13 protein-coding genes are annotated in these 14612 nt (G+C 69.3%); 11 read left to right on the top strand and 2 right to left on the bottom strand.

Annotated elements, in window-relative coordinates:
- Positions 1-21 precede the first annotated feature (21 nt).
- The 5 genes from ubiB to ACUVYZ_RS04475 all read left to right on the top strand — a co-directional run bounded on the left by ubiB (position 22) and on the right by ACUVYZ_RS04475 (position 5564).
- Positions 22-1548, top strand: a complete 1527-nt coding sequence (gene ubiB / locus ACUVYZ_RS04495; RefSeq protein WP_439933475.1) for a ubiquinone biosynthesis regulatory protein kinase UbiB — start codon at positions 22-24, stop codon at positions 1546-1548.
- 64 nt (positions 1549-1612) lie between these two features.
- On the top strand, positions 1613-2695 hold the full coding sequence (locus tag ACUVYZ_RS04490; protein ID WP_439933474.1) for an ABC transporter ATP-binding protein: 1083 nt from the start codon (positions 1613-1615) through the stop codon (positions 2693-2695).
- The gene (locus ACUVYZ_RS04485; RefSeq protein ID WP_439933473.1) at positions 2688-3527 is read left to right on the top strand and encodes an ABC transporter permease; all 840 of its coding nucleotides are present in this window, start codon (positions 2688-2690) and stop codon (positions 3525-3527) included. The genes ACUVYZ_RS04490 and ACUVYZ_RS04485 overlap by 8 nt, the downstream gene beginning before the upstream one ends.
- 145 nt (positions 3528-3672) lie before the next feature.
- On the top strand, positions 3673-4473 hold the full coding sequence (locus tag ACUVYZ_RS04480; protein WP_439933620.1) for an ABC transporter permease: 801 nt from the start codon (positions 3673-3675) through the stop codon (positions 4471-4473).
- A complete protein-coding gene (locus tag ACUVYZ_RS04475) occupies positions 4470-5564 on the top strand; it encodes an ABC transporter substrate-binding protein (RefSeq protein WP_439933472.1) in 1095 nt (364 codons plus the stop codon). The genes ACUVYZ_RS04480 and ACUVYZ_RS04475 overlap by 4 nt, the downstream gene beginning before the upstream one ends.
- Here the strand turns inward: ACUVYZ_RS04475 and ACUVYZ_RS04470 are convergent.
- The gene (locus tag ACUVYZ_RS04470; protein WP_446033035.1) at positions 5551-6537 is read right to left on the bottom strand and encodes an acetyltransferase; all 987 of its coding nucleotides are present in this window, start codon (positions 6535-6537) and stop codon (positions 5551-5553) included. The genes ACUVYZ_RS04475 and ACUVYZ_RS04470 overlap by 14 nt on opposite strands.
- On the opposite strand from ACUVYZ_RS04470, the gene ACUVYZ_RS04465 reads away from it, so the two are divergent.
- Positions 6536-7669 (top strand): VanZ family protein, encoded by a 1134-nt coding sequence (locus tag ACUVYZ_RS04465; protein WP_439933470.1) that lies wholly within the window; start codon positions 6536-6538, stop codon positions 7667-7669. The genes ACUVYZ_RS04470 and ACUVYZ_RS04465 overlap by 2 nt on opposite strands.
- Here the strand turns inward: ACUVYZ_RS04465 and ACUVYZ_RS04460 are convergent.
- The gene (locus tag ACUVYZ_RS04460; protein WP_439933469.1) at positions 7599-9215 is read right to left on the bottom strand and encodes a nitroreductase; all 1617 of its coding nucleotides are present in this window, start codon (positions 9213-9215) and stop codon (positions 7599-7601) included. The genes ACUVYZ_RS04465 and ACUVYZ_RS04460 overlap by 71 nt on opposite strands.
- Before the next feature lie 130 nt (positions 9216-9345).
- Here ACUVYZ_RS04460 and ACUVYZ_RS04455 point away from each other — a divergent pair, with 130 nt between their 5' ends.
- From ACUVYZ_RS04455 to ACUVYZ_RS04435, 5 genes are all read left to right on the top strand, one after another.
- Positions 9346-9654, top strand: a complete 309-nt coding sequence (locus ACUVYZ_RS04455) for a (2Fe-2S) ferredoxin domain-containing protein (protein ID WP_439933468.1) — start codon at positions 9346-9348, stop codon at positions 9652-9654.
- 36 nt (positions 9655-9690) lie between these two features.
- The gene (locus ACUVYZ_RS04450) at positions 9691-10299 is read left to right on the top strand and encodes an alpha/beta hydrolase (protein WP_439933467.1); all 609 of its coding nucleotides are present in this window, start codon (positions 9691-9693) and stop codon (positions 10297-10299) included.
- Positions 10287-11198, top strand: a complete 912-nt coding sequence (locus ACUVYZ_RS04445) for an ATP-binding cassette domain-containing protein (RefSeq protein ID WP_439933466.1) — start codon at positions 10287-10289, stop codon at positions 11196-11198. Before ACUVYZ_RS04450 ends, ACUVYZ_RS04445 begins: the two co-directional genes overlap by 13 nt.
- A 75-nt stretch (positions 11199-11273) precedes the next feature.
- Positions 11274-12044, top strand: coding sequence for an ABC transporter permease (locus tag ACUVYZ_RS04440; RefSeq protein WP_439933619.1), 771 nt, complete (start codon positions 11274-11276; stop codon positions 12042-12044).
- A gap of 34 nt (positions 12045-12078) precedes the next feature.
- On the top strand, positions 12079-14580 hold the full coding sequence (locus ACUVYZ_RS04435; RefSeq protein ID WP_439933465.1) for a molybdopterin cofactor-binding domain-containing protein: 2502 nt from the start codon (positions 12079-12081) through the stop codon (positions 14578-14580).
- Positions 14581-14612: the final 32 nt, after the last annotated feature.

Genomic DNA, 14612 nt, shown 5'->3' with positions numbered 1-14612 from the left:
CGCCGACTCCCTTACTCTGCCATGCGGTTCGCGCGGCTGATCAAGATCGCCTGGGTGATCCAGCGCTTCGGCCTGGACGAGTTCATCCTGGGCCACGAGCGCTTCCGCTGGCTGCGGGGGCTGGTGCGCTTCCTCATGTTCTGGAGGAAGCTGGAGGCGCCCCGGGCGGTGCGCCTGCGCCTGGCCATGGAGGCCCTGGGCCCCATCTTCGTCAAGTTCGGGCAGGTGCTTTCCACCCGCCGGGACCTGCTCCCCGCCGACCTCGCCGACGAGCTGGCCAAGCTCCAGGATCAGGTGCCCCCCTTCCCCTCGCCCCAGGTGGAGGAGATCCTGCAGCGCAACTTCCCTCAAGGCTACCGGCAGGTGTTCCGCGAGTTCGATCTCACCCCGGTGGCGAGCGCCTCCGTCGCCCAGGTGCATCTCGCCGTGCTCCACGACGGGACCGAGGCGGCGGTGAAGGTGCTGCGGCCCGGCATCGAGGCAGTGATCGCCAACGATCTGGCCCTCCTCCAGGTGGCCGCCAGCCTGGTGGAGACCCTGTGGGCCGAGGGCCGCCGGCTCAAGCCCCGGCAGGTGGTGGCCGAGTTCGAGCGCCACCTGCACGACGAGCTGGACCTCATGCGGGAGGCGGCCAACTGCAGCCAGTTGCGCCGCAACTTCGAGCACTCGCCCCTGCTGCAGGTGCCCGAGGTGTACTGGGACTACTGCTCCAGCGAAGTGATGGTGATGGAGCGCATGCACGGCATCCCCATCAGCCAGGTGGAGAGGCTTAAGGCGCAAGGCATCGACATCCCGCTCCTCGCCCGCGCCGGGGTGGAAATCTTCTTTACCCAGGTGTTCCGCAACGGCTTCTTCCACGCCGACATGCACCCGGGCAACATCTTCGTGGGCGAGGACGGCCGCTACATCGCCCTGGACTTCGGCATCATGGGTACCCTCACCGAGGTGGACAAGAATTACCTGGCCCAGAACTTCATCGCCTTCTTCCGCCGGGACTACAAGCGGGTCGCCCAGGCCCACGTGGAGGCCGGCTGGGTGCCCCGGGAGACCCGGGTGGAGGAGTTCGAGGCGGCGATCCGCACCGTGTGCGAGCCCATCTTCGCCCGCCCCCTCAAGGAGATCTCCTTCGGCAAGCTCCTGGTGCGGCTGTTCCAGGTGGCGCGCCGCTTCAACGTGGAGGTGCAGCCCCAGCTCGTGCTCCTACAGAAGACCCTGCTCAACATCGAGGGCCTGGGCCGGCAGCTCGACCCGGACCTGGACCTGTGGAAGACGGCCAAGCCCTTCCTCGAGCGCTGGATGAGCGAGCAAGTGGGTCCCCGGGCCCTGGTGCGCCACCTGCGGGAGGAATCCACCCGCTGGCCGGCCCTCCTGCCCCAGTTGCCTCGGCTCGCCCACCGGGCTCTCACCCGGGCGGCCGATCCCCCCGCCCCTTCCCAGCTCGCCCGGCTGCTGGAGGAGCAGAAGCGCCAGAGCCGGCGTCTCGCCTGGCTCGCCCTCCTGCTCGCCGCCCTGCTGGGGCTCCAGCTCGCCGCCTTTTTCTACCTGTAAAAACGGCTTGGCGCGCCGGCACAGGGTGCTAGAATTGCGTCCCGATTTTCCCCGGAACCGGTTCATGGCGCTCCTGGAGATCCGCAACGTCACCCGCCGCTTCGGCGACTTCACGGCGGTGGATCACGTGAGCCTTTCCATCGAGGCGGGGGAGTTCTTCACCCTGCTGGGCCCCTCTGGCTGCGGCAAGACCACGCTGCTCAGGATGATCGCCGGCTTCGACCTGCCCGACGAGGGGCAGATCGTCCTGGACGGCCGAGACTTGGGCGCCACCCCGCCCGAGAAGCGGCCGATCCACACCGTGTTCCAGAGCTACGCCCTCTTCCCCCACATGACGGTGGCGGACAACGTGGCCTTCCCCCTCAAGATGGCGGGCCGGGACCCGGCCACTATCAAGGCCAAGGTGGCCGAGGCGCTGGAGGCGGTGCACCTCTCGGACAAGGCCGAGCGCTTCCCCCACGAGCTCTCCGGTGGCCAGAAGCAGCGGGTGGCCCTCGCCCGGGGCATCGTCAACCGGCCCCGCCTGCTGCTCCTGGACGAGCCGCTGGGGGCCCTGGACGCCAAGCTGCGAGAGGAGATGCAGCTCGAGCTCATCAAGCTGCAGCGAGACGTGGGCATCACCTTCGTCTTCGTCACCCATTCCCAGGCCGAGGCCCTGGCCCTCTCCCACCGCATCGCCGTCATGAACCGGGGCCGCATCGAGCAGGTGGACGAGCCCTCCCGGCTCTACAGTTTCCCCAAGAGCCGCTTCGTAGCCGACTTCATCGGCAACATCAACCTGATGGAGGCGGAGGTGAAGGAGGCCACCCCCACCCACCTGGTGCTCACCGTGCCCGGGCTGGGGGAAATCCACGCGCCCCCCGCCGACGGCGTGCGGCCCGGGACGAAAGGCGCGTTCGCCATCCGCCCCGAGCAGGTGCGCATCACCACCCCCGGGGCGGCGGAGCTCAAGAACCACTTCCCGGGTAGGGTGCACGATTTCCTCTACGTGGGCGATGTCACCACCTACATCGTGGACCTGGAGAACGGGGCCCGGGTGGAGGCCCTGCTCGCCAACTCGGCCCCGGGCCGGGCCCGTTTCTTCGAGGTGGGGGACCCGGTGGACGTGGCCTGGCGGCACGACGCGGGGGTGTTCCTGAGTGAATAGGATCTCCGGGGGACGGCTGACCCGTGCTCTGGTGAGCGGGCCGCCTTTTCTCTTCCTCCTGCTCTTCTTCTTGCTGCCCTCCGTCATCATGGTGGTGGCCTCCTTCCGCCATCCCGGCGAGTTCGGTGGGCTCGCCCCCCTGTTTCCCGCCGCGCCCGGGGAGGAGGCAGGCCTCACCCTGGAGAACTACCGCATCTTCTTCGGCGACTGGATCTACTTCCAGATCTTCCTCAAGTCCTTCGTGATCGCCGCGCTCACCACCCTGGTATGCCTGGCGATTGCCTATCCCCTGGCGGTGCTCATCGCCCGGAGTCCCCGCAGGTACCGGGACCTCATGGTGCTGCTGGTGGTGCTGCCCTTCGCCAGCAACTTCCTGGTGCGGGTCTACGCCTGGATGATCATCCTGGGGCCCTTCGAGCTGCTATTCACCCGCACGGCGGTGATCGTGGGCATGGTCTACGTGCACCTGCCGTTCATGGTGCTGCCCCTGTACACCAACCTGGAGAAGCACGACCCGGCCCTGCTGGACGCGGCCCAGGACCTGGGCGCCAACGCCTGGCACCGCTTCTGGAAGGTGACCTTTCCGCTCTCCCTGCCCGGGGTCTTCGCCGGCTCGGCCCTGGTGTTCATCCCGGTGCTGGGGATGTTCGCCATCCCCGAAATCCTGGGCGGCATCGGGGACTGGATGGTGGGCAACATGATTAAGGAGGCGTTCCTGGGGGTGCGGGACTGGCCGTTCGGCTCGATGCTGTCCCTCATGCTCACCGTGTGCGTGCTGGCGGTGGCGGGCCTGACGGCCTGGTTCGCGGGGCGGAAGCTGCGCCATGCGTAGGCTGGGCCTCGGCGTCGAAGTGCTGGCCATCGCCATGCTCTTCTGGAGTTGCTTCGCCGGCGAGGCGCGCTACGCGCTCTTCGCCGCCGGCTGCCTCCTGCTTGGTGCCGCCGCGGCCTTGGGCTGGTTCGGCGAGCGGCGCCGCATGCCCGATTTCTGGCTCTGGTACGCGAGCCTTCTCGCCTACGCCTTCCTCTACGTCCCACTCATCATCGTCGTCACCTTCTCCTTCAACGACTCCAAGCTCAACGCGGAGTGGGTGGGCTTCACCCTAGACTGGTACCGGCGGCTCATCAACAACGCCGACATGCTGACGGCAGCCCGCAACTCGGTGCTGATCGCCCTGACCGCCGCCGGCATCGCCACGGTGCTCGGCACCATGGCCGGCATCGCCATGCACCGCTACCGCTCGCGGTTCCTGCCCTTCCTGGTGTTCACGCCGGTCGCCATGCCGGAGATCCTGCTGGGGGTGTCGCTCCTCATCTACTTCTTGAACTCCCTGAAGCCGCTCCTGTCGGCGGTGGGAGTGGAGTTCGACCTGGGGCTCGTCACCGTGATCGTCGCCCACATCACCTTTTGCATCGGCTTCGTCGCCATCATCGTGCGCGCGCGCCTAGCGGGCATGGACGAGAGCATCTTCGAGGCGGCCCGGGACCTGGGGGCGAGCCCGTGGCAAACCTTCCGCCTGGTGACCCTGCCCTTGATCCTGCCGGGGATCATCGCCGGGGCGCTCATGGCATTCACCCTCTCCATCGACGATTTCGTGATCACCTTTTTCACCTCCGGCGTAGGTACCAAAACGCTGCCCCTGGAGATCTACACCATGATCAAGGTGGCCGTGACCCCCGAGGTGAACGCAGTGTCGGCCCTGATGATGCTGATCACCCTGGCCATGATCGTCATCGCCGGGCGCGTGGCTCCGGACGTGCTGAGGGCCAAGGCGTGAAGCGGGGCCGCCGGCGGGCGCTGCAGGCGCTCTTTGCCGCGGCGGGGCTTGCCCTTTCGCCCGGGATTCGTCCCGCCCGGGCTCAGCAGCCGGTGCTGCGCCTGTTCAACTGGAACAACTACATCACCGAGGAGTCGGTCCGCGCCTTCGAGTCCCGGTGCGGCTGCCGCCTGGCCCAGGACTATTACGCCGACAACGAGGAGATGCTGGCCAAGCTCGCCGCCGGCGCCACGGGCTACGATCTCCTGGTGCCCACGGGCAACGCGGTGGAGGCGCTCATCAAGTCCGACCAGCTTCGCCCCCTGGACAAGTCGAAGATCCCCAACCTGGTCAACGTCAAGCCCCAGTTCCTAGACCCCTGGTTCGATCCCGGCAACCGATACTCGGTGCCCTACATGTACACGTTGACCATCGTCGGGTACAACAACCAGAGAATGCAGGCGCTGGAGCTGCCCACCGACACCTGGGCCCTCATCTTCGACCCGAAGCACCTGCGCAAGATCAAAGGCAAGGTCACGGTGCTGGACAGCCAGCGGGAGTTGTTCGCCGCCGCCTTGATCTACCTCGGCTACGACGCCAACGAGAGCGACGAGAAGAAGCTCAAGGAAGCCCGTGACCTCATCATCGAGGCCAAGCCCTACTGGGCGGCGTTCAACGCCGGCAGCTATTTCAAGGAGCTCGCCATCGGCAACGTCTGGGTCGCCCACGGCTACTCCAACGATTTCTACACGGCCCAGCAGGACGCCCGGGCGGCCGGGCGGCCTTTCACCATCGGCTATTCCACGCCGAAGGAGGGGGCGGTTTTCGCCCTGGACAACCTGGTGATCCACAAAACCGGCCAGCGTCCCGACCTGGCCCACCTGTTCATCAACTTCTGGTTGGAAGGGGAGGCTTCGGCCGCCATCACCAACGAGATCGGCGCCGGCAACCCCAACATGAGGGCGATGCAGTTCATCAAGCCGGAGATCGCGGCAAACCGCGACCTGTTCCCGGACGCGGAGCAGTTCAAGCGGCTCCGCGACCTGCGGGACTACGACCGCAAGACCCGCCGGTTGCTCAACCGGCTGTGGGTAGAGGTCAAGGTCCGCTGAAGGCTTCCTGGAACTTGCGCGCGAAAGCCTGCACCATCTCCGCCGGCAGCCCGTTGATGCCGCCGGCCGCCGGGCGCCCGCCGCCGGAGGGAAACTGCCGGCACAGGGCTTCGGCTCCCGCGGGGCGGGCGACCGGGGCGCGCACGCTCACTGTGTAGCCGCCGGCGACCGAGGGAACCAGCACCGCGTGGGCCCGCGCCGGGTGGGCGCGGGCCAGGCGATTGGCGAAGGCGCCGGAGACGCGCCGCGCCCACGCCGCGTCGGGCAGCAGGTAGATCGTCCCTGCCGCAGTCTCCTCCAGAGGCTCCAGCGCCTGCGCCCGCGCTATGTCATCGGCATAGCCGCGGCGCAGCCGCTCGAACGCCGGCTCCCGGGCGATGAACTGGAATGGATCGGCATAGCGGCTCAGGCGCCGGTAAAGCTCGGCGGGGTGGAAGTACAGGTCCTCCACCGTCTCCCCGTAGGCGTTGTAGTTGAGGGCCTCCCCCAGCTCCCGCAGCTTCTCGAGCCCTTCCTCCGAAAGCCCCAGGGGAAGCGCGACCCGGCGGGCGGAATCGAACAGGTTGTCGCCGAAGGCCGCCACCACCGCCCAGGCTCGATGGCGGCCGTGGAGGTAACGGTCCACCAGCAGGCTGGTGCACAGGTCCGGCGCCGGGTCGATGTGGGCTTCCAGGTGGGGGTGGCGGGGAATTTCCTCCGCGTAGTGGTGATCGAAATAGAGGCACCTGGCGCCGGCTTCGAGCGCGTGGGCGAGGGCATCGCGGTTTTCCGCGAGAGAGATGTCCAGCACCGTGAGCACGTCGCCGGGCGCAGGCGCAACGCGCTGGAGCAGCCGCACGTCGCGCTTGACACCGGTCACCAGCACGGCCTCGCACGGTTCCACGAGCCGGAGCTGGTGCAGGGCGCAGAGGCCGTCGGCGTCGCCGTTGAAGATGTCGTAGAATGCCACCGTTTTCGCCTTCCGCTCAGCCATGCGCGAGCCTTCCGATGAAGCCCCGACGCCAGCGCTTCGCCCTTTCCGGCTGAGCCTCTACGCCGCCCTAGCATATACACTGCTCATCGCCTATGCCAGCCTGACGCCCTTCGCCGGCTGGCAGGCGCCGGGGCGGCCCCTGCTGGAGTTCGTGCTCGCCTCGTGGCCCCGCTACGTGACCCGGGGCGACGTGCTGATCAACATGGCCGCGTACCTTCCCTTCGGCTTCCTGGTCATCGTGTCGCTTCCCCGGCGATGGCCCAAGTCCGTGGCCATGGCCGTCACCTGCCTGCTGGGGGTGGGCTTGAGCTTCTTCATGGAATTCGGGCAGCAGTTCGTGCCCGGCCGCATCGCCTCCAACCTGGATCTGCTCACCAACGGGGCCGGGTCCTTGCTAGGCGCGGCGCTCGCCGTGCCCCTGCTCCGGCGGCCGGCAACCCTCTCCACCCTGACGGGCGTGCGCGACTACTGGTTCCACACCGGCCGCGCCGCCGACGCGGGGCTGGTGCTCCTGGCGCTGTTCTTTTTCGCCCAGGCGAACCCTTCCCTGCCCTGGATGGCGAGCCGGGTGTTCGAAGCCGCCGTGCCCCTGGAACCCGCCCCCGTGCAAGGGTTTTCCTTCACCCAGCTCGGCCTTTCCATGACCAACGCCCTGGCCCTCTCCATGCTGATCTCCCTGCTCACGCCGAGGCCGCGCCCGCGCTTCTGGCTGTGTACCCTGGCGCTGGTGGCCATCGCCCTGGGCAAGCTCCTCGCGGCCCACCTGCTGCTCAAGCCCGAGGCGGTGCTGCAATGGCTAAGCGTGGAAGCGGGCCTGGGAACCGCCTACGGGCTCGCCTTCGCCGGCCTGGTGCTGCGCCTGGGGCGCGTCCCCCGGGCCTGGGTGGGAATGGCAGGGGCCGCCGCCAGCCTGGTCTTCGCCTACGCCTTCGAGCACGCCGCCACCCCTTCGGCGGTGCTGCGCCTGTTCGACTGGCGCTACGGGCATCTGCTCAACTTCAACGGCATCACCCGCTTCGTGGCGGAGTTGTGGCCAGTGCTGGCGCTGGGCTATTTCGCCCTCACCGGCCCAGGTGCGCGTAGGGCGGAAGGGTCTGCAGCCGCGGGTCCTCCACGGGTCCGCCGGCGGTAAAGTGGTAAAGCGACTGGAACGAGCGATCCTCGATCCCGAGAAGCCGGTGCATCGCGTCGTCGAAGAAGCAGCCGATGCCGGTGCCCCGGATGCCCGCCGCTTCCGCCTCCAGGTACAGGATCTGGCCGAGCAGCCCCGTCTCCCAGTAGAGTTCCCGGTACACCCAGGGTCCCGCGGCGAGGGCCGCCTCGAACTCGGCCAGGAAACCCAGGGTGAAGCAGGAATCGGCCGCGATGTCCTGGTGGCAAGAGACGAGGCGGGCCGCGTCCCGGGCATCCCCTTCGGCGAGCAGGTACAAGGGCAGGTGGGCCGGCACCCCTTCGACCCGCCGCCACGCCCAATCGCCCCGCAGCGCCCCGCGCAGCCGCGGGCCCGCCTCCAGATCCCGCACCAGGGCGTAGAGGCCCGGCGCCACCCCCTCCACCCGGTGGACGAAGAGCATGGGATGGACCCGCGGCCGCCAGGGCCAGGCGTCCAGGGGCGGCACGCAGGGGCGCGGAAGCAGGGCATCCAGCAAGGCGAACCAGCGGGCCGCGGAAAGGGAAGTCACGCCGTCGAAGTCCACCGCGCTGCGCCGCTGGCGGATGAGCCGGGCTGCCGGAAGCCCGCAGCCAGTAGGCGTCAACGGTGGCAGCGGTGCCGGAACCCAGGACGGCGGTTCCAGCCCGGCGGGCCGGCGGGTTGCCCGCTCCACTTCGTCGATCCCCCGCCAGTGGACGTGTTCGGGGCTCAGCCGGTTGGGGCGCCCGGCGAAGCGCAGACCGTCCAACGGCATCTCGATGCCCCCGGCCGGCAGGAGGCCCGGGCCGATCCAGAGCAGCGCATCGGGAAACTCGGGCTCCGCCTCGCCCCAGGGGCCGGCGAGCCCCAGCAGCGCGCGCAGCGCTTCGTCTCCCACCCCGGGCGCGAGCCGCGCGGCCCATCCCAGGGAAGCGGCCGCGTAGGCGAATGCGCCGAGGGCATGGCCGCCATCGTGCTGGCAGTAGCGCCAGGCGCGCACGCCGTATTTCCACGCTTCGCGCCAGTGGATGCTCGTTATGGCCACCAGCACGCCGCCCGCAAGGGCCCGATCCCACCGCTGCGTCTCTCCGGGGATCCCGCGGCGTTCGAGGACGTGGTCCCGGCTTACGTAGTGGTACACGCCCCGGGGAAGCCCGGGCAGCTCGCCGCAGACTAGGTAGCCTTCCGTGGGATGGAGGTTGCCGCTGGAGGGATTGCAGCGCAGGGCCCAGCGGCTCGGGCCGTAGCGCTTCCAGGCGGAGAGCCCCAGGGAGAGCTCGAACAGGAGGGCGATGGATTCCCGATCGAGGGGATGGGGAGCAGGTCGATCGCCCCTTCGCACCGCTTCGAAGGGCGTCGGCAGCCGGTCGGCGGCCAGGGGCAGGGCCAGCCGTTCCGCGCCGGTATAAGTGCGGAAGGGATCCGGCTGGTTGGCCCAGTCGAGACCTCCCGGGCCGGGGGCGTACCGGTCCAGGTGGTGCTTGCTCGCCTCGTGGTAGCGGAGCACCACGGGGAGGGGATTCGCCAGAGCCGATTCCGGCTTCATCGACGCCGTCTCTCCTCCGCCGGCAACGGGTTCAGGCGTTCGCGGGGGCCGCGCAATCCCGCGCGCCGGGAGGGGGATCGCCAACTGGTATAATTTCGCATTCGCATCCTTTCCGTCCTCTCCCGCCATCGTGAGCTATTACAAGTACCACGTCTTCTTCTGCTGCAACCAGCGGCAGGCAGGGGAGGCGTGCTGCAACAACCACGGCGCCCAGACGATGCGAGCCTACGCCAAGGAGCAGGTCAAGGCGCTCAAGCTCGCCGGTCCCGGGAAAGTGCGCATCAACCAGGCGGGCTGCCTGGACCGGTGCAGCGAGGGGCCCGTGCTGGTGGTCTATCCCGAGGGGATCTGGTACACCTACGTGGACCAGGACGACATCGACGAAATCATCCGGGAGCACCTGGTGCATGGGCGCGTCGTGGAGCGGCTGCGCATCTGAGCCCAGGCCTTCTGCGCTCGCGCACCATCGCTAGCCATGCAGCGCCCTTCGCCCGCCATGCTGATCCCCGGCCCCGCGGGCCCCATTGAAGCGGCCCTGGCCGATCCCGGCCCGTCCCGCAGGGGCATCGCCGTCATCGCCCACCCCCATCCCCTCTACGGCGGGACCATGGACAACAAAGTGGTCACCACCCTGGCCCGGGCGTTCGAGGGGGAGGGCTTCGCCGCCGTGCGCTTCAACTTCCGGGGCGTGGGACAGAGCGCCGGCGCCTTCGACGAAGGCGAGGGGGAGACCGACGACGCGGTGGCGGTGGCGAAGTGGGCCCTCGCTGCCTTGGGCCAAAGCCCCCTGTGGCTCGCCGGCTTCTCCTTCGGCGCCGCCATCCAGGCCCGGGCCGCGGAGCGGCTCCAGCCCGCCCGCCTAGTGCTGGTCGCGCCGGCGGTGACCCGCGTAGCGACGCCCAGCGTGCCGGAGGACGCCCTGGTCATCCACGGCGAGCGCGACGACGTGGTGCCCCTGGGCGAGGTCATGGACTGGGCGCGCCCCCAGGGGCTGCCGGTGCTGGTCATTCCCGGGGGCGAGCACTTTTTTCACGGGCGCCTGCCCCTGCTCAGGCGCCTGGTCGCCGCCGCATGCAGGTCCTGACCGCTCGGGGGCTGCGCAAGTTCTACGGGACCCGCGAGGTGGTGCGCGGCGTGGACCTGGCGGTCCAGCGCGGCCAATGCTTCGGTCTCCTGGGCCCCAACGGCGCGGGCAAGACCACCACCCTGCGGCTGTGCCTTGGGCTCACCGACCCCGACGGCGGCGAGATCCACCTGCTGGGAGAGCCGGTGCCCCAGCGGGCCCGGGAAGCCCGCACGCGGGTGGGGGTGGTGCCCCAGTTCGACAACCTGGACCCAGATTTCACCGTGGCCGAGAACCTGCTGGTGTTCGGGCGCTATTTCGGTCTGGATGACGAAACGGTGGCGCGGCGCGTTCCCGAGCTGCTGGCCTTCGCCGGGCTCGAGGGCCGGGCCGACACCCGCATCCAGACCCTTTCGGGGGGCATGCGCCGACGCCTCACCCTGGCCCGGGCCCTGGTGAATGATCCCGACCTCCTGTTCCTAGACGAGCCCACCACCGGGCTCGATCCCCAGGCGCGGCACCTGATTTGGGAGCGCCTCAAGCAGTTACTCGCCCTCGGCAAGACCATCGTGCTCACCACCCACTTCATGGACGAGGCCGAGCGGCTGTGCGACACCCTCTCAGTCATGGACCACGGCCGCATCATCGCCCATGGCTCGCCCCGGGCCCTGATCCGGCACCATATCGAGCGGGAGGTGGTGGAGGTGTACGGCGAGGGCGTGCAGGCCTGGGCGCGGGAGCAGGCGAAGGGGCTGTGCCGGCGAGTGGAGGTCGCCGGGGAGACCGCCTTCTGCTATTGTGACGGTGCCCAGCCCATCATCGCCGACCTGGAGGGCCGGCCGGGACTTCGCTATCTCCACCGGCCCGCCAACCTGGAAGACGTGTTCCTGAAGCTCACCGGGCGGGACATCCGCGATTGACTTTCTACTAAGAGAAACCCCGTGAGCGCCCAGTTTCCCGCCGCCCGCCCGTTCAACGGCTTCAACCCCAAGCACCTGCAGCCGCCCCGGCTGTCGCTACGCTTCGTGCCCGTATGGCGGCGCAATTTCCTGGTGTGGCGCAAGCTCGCCATCCCCTCCATGCTGGGCAACCTGGCCGATCCCATGCTCTACATGCTCGCCCTGGGCTTCGGTCTGGGAAGCCTGCTTCCCACCGTGGAGGGCGTCTCCTACATCACCTTCCTCGCCGCCGGCACCGTATGCTACGGCACCATGAACAGCGCCACTTTCGAAGCGCTCTACTCCGGCTTCTCCCGCATGCACGTGCAGCGCACCTGGGACGCGATCCTGAACGCCCCCATCACCCTGGACGACGTGGTGACGGCGGAGGCGGTGTGGGCTGCCTCCAAGAGCTTCCTCTCCGGGATGGCGATCCTCGCCGTCATCTGGCTCCTGGGGCTTTCCCATTCGCCCCTCACCCTGTGGATCGTTCTCCTCGTCCCTTTGATCGGGCTCACCTTCGCCTGCATGGGGCTCACGATCACGGCCCTGTCCCCGAGCTACGACTTCTTCCTCTACTATTTCACCCTGGTCATCACCCCAATGGTGCTCCTGTGCGGCGTGTTCTTCCCCACCGCCCAGCTTCCCGCGGTCCTGCAGAACGCGGCCCAGGTGCTGCCCCTCACCCACGCCATCGAGCTGGTGCGCCCGCTGGTGGTGGGCCGTGCGCCGGCGGAGCCCCTCCTCCACGTGCTGGTGCTTCTCGCCTACGCGGCTGCCGCTTTCTACCTGGCGCTGGTGCTCACCCGCCGGCGGCTGCTCAAGTGAGCTTTCCTGTGGAAATCATGGGGCGCCCATCCCCATGATCGAGCTCGCCGTCAATGGGGAACGGCGCAGCCTGACCCTTGATTCCCGGACACCGCTCCTTTGGGCGCTGCGGGACGCCCTCGGGCTCAAGGGCACCAAGTACGGCTGCGGCGTGGGCGTCTGCGGCATCTGCGTGGTGTGGCTCGACGGCGCCCCGGCCAAGGCCTGCCAAGTCCCCCTCGCCGAGGCCGCGGGTCGCGCCGTCACCACCCTGGAGGGGCTGGGAAGCGAGCACCCGGTGGTGCGGGCGTGGATCGCCGAACAGGTGCCCCAGTGCGGCTATTGCCAGGGCGGGCAGATCATGACGGCCGCGGCGTTGCTGGCCCGCGACCCCCGGCCGTCGCCCCAGGAAGCGGCGGCGGCCCTGGACGAGGTGTTGTGCCGCTGCGGCACCTACCACCGCATCCGCCGGGCCTTCGCGCGGGCGGCGCAGGGCGACCTGCCCCCCGCCCCCGGGATGACTCCTCCGCCCGCGCCTCCCGGAACGCGGCACTTCGCCCTCAACGATTTCGTGCGCCTGGGCACCGACGGGACGTTCACCGTGGTGGTCAACCATTCGGAGATGGGCCAGGGCGCCCTCACGGGCCTCGCCCTGCTGGTAGCCGAGGAGCTGGGCGTTGCGCCCTCCGCCTTGCGCACCGAGTTCGCTCCGGCGGAGGCCCGGTACAAGAACCCCATGTGGAACGTGCAACTGACGGGCGGCTCCAGCAGTATCCGGGGCGAGTGGGAACGGTTGCGGCGGGCCGGGGCGGAGGCGCGGGAGAAGCTCCTCGCCGCGGCGGCGAAGCGCTGGCGGGTCAATGCCCGGGAATGCCGGCTTTATGACGATGGAATCACCCACGAACCCACGGGCCGAAGCCTCCCCCTCGGCGAGCTGGCGGAAGCCGCGGCGCAAGAACGGCCGCCCGCGCGCATCAGGCTCAAGCCCCCTTCCGCGTTCCGTTTTATCGGCCGCCCGGCGCCCCGGCTGGACATTCCGGACATGGTGGCCGGTCGCACCGTCTACGGCATCGACGTGGAAGTGCCGGGCAGGCTCGTGGCCGTGGTAGCGCGCCCGCCCGAATTCGGCGGGCGGCTGAAGCGGGTGGATCCGTCCCGAGCGCTGGCGGTACCGGGCGTCGTGCGCGTGCTGGAGATCGGCAATGGCGTGGCGGTGGTGGCGGAGACGTTCCTCCAGGCCTTGCAGGGGCGCGAGGCCTTGGACATCGAGTGGGCGCCGGGTCCCCACGGGGCGCTCTCGAACGACGGCATCGAGGCGGCGCTGGAAGAAGCCCTCGCCCGGCCGGGAAAGGTGGTCCTCGCCCGCGGCCGCCCCAAGAGGGTGCTGACCCGGGCCGAGCGGGTGCTGGAGGCCATCTACGCGACCCCGTATCTCGCCCACGGGACGCTGGAGCCGATGAATTGCACCGCTCACGTCCACGGGGACGGCTGCGACGTCTGGGTCGGCACCCAGAGCCAGGAAGACGCCCAGAAGGCCGCGGCGCAGGCGGCGGGACTACCCCGGTCCCGGGTGCGGGTGCACACCGCCTTCCTGGGCGGCGGCTTCGGCCGGCGGCTGGAAACCGACTTCGTCGCAGAAGCCGTAGAGCTTTCGAAGGCGATGGGCACCCCCGTGCAGGTCCTCTGGACCCGGGCCGACGACCTGCGGCACGACGCCTATCGCCCGGCGCACCGGGCCAGGCTGCAAGCGGCCCTGGACCGGAAAGGGTGGCCCGAAGCCCTCTTCGTGCGGGTCGCGGGCCCGGAGCTGGCCCTGGACATGGTGGAGGTGCCCTACGCTATCCCCCACTACCGGGAGGAGCATGCGGAAGTGGCGTCGCCGGTGCCCACCGGCGCGTGGCGGGCCGTGGGGGCGTCGCAAAACGGCTTCGTAGTAGAGGGCTTCATCGACGAGCTGGCCCACGCCGGCGGCCACGACCCGTTCGAATTCCGCCGCACCCTCCTCGCTTCTCACCCGCGCCACCGGGCGGTGCTGGAGCGGGCCGCGGCCCTGGCCGGCTGGGGCACGCCCCTGCCGCCCGGCCGGGGACGGGGCATCGCTACCTACGCTTCCTTCGGCGCCTGGGTCGCCCTGGTGGCGGAAGCGGCGGTAAACGAAGCGGGGAAGATCCAGGTCGAGCGTGTCACGAGCGTGATCGACTGCGGCCTAGCGGTCAACCCGGACAGCGTGCTGGCCCAAGTGGAAGGCGGAATCGCCATGGGCCTTTCGGCGACCCTCAAGGAGGAGGTGCGCATCGAAGGCGGCCGGGTGACCCAGGCCACATTCCGCGACTACCCCATCCTCACGTTTTCGGAAATGCCCGAGCTGGAGGTGGAGATCGCGGAAAGCCGCGAGCCGCCGGGTGGGGTGGGCGAGCCGGCGGTGCCAGTCGTGGCGCCCGCGGTGGCCAACGCGGTGTTCGCGGCCACCGGTCTACGGCTGCGGCGGTTGCCGTTGCGGCTGCCGGGGGGGCGGCCTTTCGCTCCGGGAGGTTTCAACCCCATGAAATGTGCATAACCAAGACCGTTTCCCGGACAGGGGGGAAGCCG

The organism is Pelomicrobium sp. P1 (assembly GCF_052805615.1).
Note: the sequence above shows the minus strand (reverse complement) of the source record. Positions and strands in the feature narration are given on the sequence as shown.